Here is a 2152-nt window from a genome sequence, read left to right as displayed (position 1 = left end):
GCCGGAACCGTTGGAGCCGATCAGGCCGATCGACTCACCGCGGTAGGCCACGAAGGTGACGCCGCGCACGGCGTGCACCTCGCCCATGCCGGGGGCGCTCTTCCGTCGGAGCATCCGGCTGAGAGCGGCGGTAGCGCTGCCCTTGCCGCGGGGCCCGCCGTTGACGCGGTAGACGATGTGGACGTCATCGGCGACGACGGTGGGCACACGCGTCCCGGCGGGCGCGGCCGATTCGACGGTTTCGAGTGTCTGTTCAGCCACGGCCGTACTGCTCCTCTGCCTTCCAGAAGTACACGAAGCCACCGCCGCCGACCAGTACCGCCCAGCCCAGGGCCAGCGCCCAGACATGCGTCGGCAGGGCCTCGGGCAAGCCGTCGATCAACGCGAACCGCATCAGATCCATGTAGACCGCCGCCGGGTTCGCCAGCAGGACATCGGACACCCAGGAGTGCGCCCCCGCCTTCTGGAGCATGTGCTCCAGCGGGTACATCACGCCGGAGGCATACATCCACGTACGCAGGACGAACGGCAGCAGCTGCGCCAGGTCCGGGGTCTTGGCGCCCATCCGGGCCATGATCAGGGCCAGACCGGTGTTGAAGACGAACTGGAGCGCCAGGCACGGGACCACCAGGAGCCACGCGAAGCCCGGGAAGTGCCCGAAGCCCAGCAGGACGACGACCAGCACGATCATCGAGAACAGCAGCTGCTGGAGCTGCTGGAGCGAGAAGGAGATCGGGAGCGAGGCCCGCGGGAAGTGCAGCGCCCGCACCAGCCCCAGGTTCCCGGAGATCGCCCGCACCCCGGCCATGGCGGAGTTCTGGGTGAAGGCGAAGACGAACACACCCGTCACCAGGAACGGGATGTACTGCTCGTTCTCCATCCCGCCCCTGCCTCCCAGCAGCCAGCCGAAGATGAAGAAGTACACCGCCGCGTTCAGCAGCGGAGTCACCACCTGCCACAGCTGACCCAGCTTGGCCTGGCTGTACTGCGCCGTGAGCTTGGCCTGCGAAAAGGCCAGGATGAAGTAGCGGCGGCCCCACATCTGGCTGATGTACGCGCCGAGGCCCACCCGGGCACCGCTCACGGTGAGACCGTGAGCGACTGCTAGCTCCGCGAGACCCCCGGGAGGAGGAAGCCCTTCGCTGTCAGGAACGGGAGGCTGGCTCACCTGGGCACCTTTCGGCAGGGCCGGTCTCGTGGCATGGACCGCGGACCTCAACACTTAGGACGGAACGGAAGCGTTCCGTCGTCGCGTAACCTAGAGCAGGCCACGACGGATCGCAACCGTTCCGTCGTCGAGTAGGCTCAGGACATGGAGAAGGAGCCAACCAAGCCTCGGCGCGTCCCCGCAGGTGCCGCCGTACTCCAGGAGAACGTGACCGACGCGATCCGTGCTGCCGTCTTCGAGGAGCTGGCAACCGTCGGCTATGGACGCATGTCGATCGAACGGGTAGCGCACCGGGCCGGGGTGGGGAAGGCCGCCATCTACCGACGCTGGCGTTCCAAACTTCCGATCGTTCTGGAGGTGGTTTCCGCCTTGGCGAAGCAGGGGCTGCCGACACCGGACACCGGAACTCTGCACGGTGATGTGAAGGTTTTGCTGGAAGCGACCGCGCGGGTGCTGCGGCATCCGATGGCCGCCCAGATTATTCCTGACCTTTTCGCAGAATCTGCCCGTAACCCGGATATGGCTCAGGCGCTTCAGGTGGCGGTGCGGGACTCCCAACGTGGCGTCGCCGAAGTGGTCGTCCGGAACGCGGTCAACCGAGGGGAGCTATCCGCCGACACTGACGTCGACCTCGCGCTTGACCTGGCCAGCGGCCCTCTGTATTGGCGTTTGGCCACAATCCGCTCACCTCTTCCTGACGGGTACTTGGAGGGCCTGACTGCGGCCACCACGGCAGCCCTGACCAGCGCACGCATTCCTCGTTGACCGGCGACAACTGAGGCCGCTGCCAGCTGCTGACCATTGGCCCGTCGGGCTGCGGGCCGCACGCCCATGGACACCCCCTGTCACTGGTCGCCGAAGCGGCACGGTGCTGCCATGGATAAGGAAGACGGCGTGAACGAGCCGGCAGGGCCGCGGAGGCCGGCGCACCGCGCGCGGCCCACCCGGGCGGTCCGGGCCGCGGCCGCCCGCGAGGCGGAGGAG

2 protein-coding genes and 1 pseudogene are annotated in these 2152 nt (G+C 67.7%); 1 reads left to right on the top strand and 2 read right to left on the bottom strand.

Annotation, left to right across the window (positions count from 1 at the left end; genetic code table 11):
- Both EEJ42_RS32055 and EEJ42_RS32050 read right to left on the bottom strand, forming a co-directional pair.
- Window positions 1-261: pseudogene (locus EEJ42_RS32055) on the bottom strand (ABC transporter ATP-binding protein); the annotation flags it as partial.
- Window positions 254-1084, bottom strand: coding sequence for an ABC transporter permease (locus tag EEJ42_RS32050; protein ID WP_425472996.1), 831 nt, complete (start codon window positions 1082-1084; stop codon window positions 254-256). The gene EEJ42_RS32050 and the pseudogene EEJ42_RS32055, both read right to left, overlap by 8 nt.
- 228 nt (window positions 1085-1312) lie before the next feature.
- On the opposite strand from EEJ42_RS32050, the gene EEJ42_RS32045 reads away from it, so the two are divergent.
- Complete coding sequence (locus EEJ42_RS32045) at window positions 1313-1933, top strand: TetR/AcrR family transcriptional regulator (RefSeq protein ID WP_123105411.1); 621 nt, start codon at window positions 1313-1315, stop codon at window positions 1931-1933.
- The last annotated feature ends 219 nt before the right edge of the window (window positions 1934-2152 follow it).

Source organism: Streptomyces botrytidirepellens, from assembly GCF_003721215.1.
GTDB lineage: Bacteria > Actinomycetota > Actinomycetes > Streptomycetales > Streptomycetaceae > Streptomyces > Streptomyces himastatinicus.
Note: the sequence above shows the minus strand (reverse complement) of the source record. Positions and strands in the feature narration are given on the sequence as shown.

What these genes read in the sequence shown, in the direction of transcription:
- EEJ42_RS32045 (WP_123105411.1), top strand. Translation starts at nt 1,313, where the DNA reads ATGGAGAAGGAGCCAACCAAGCCTCGGCGCGTCCCCGCAGGTGCCGCC.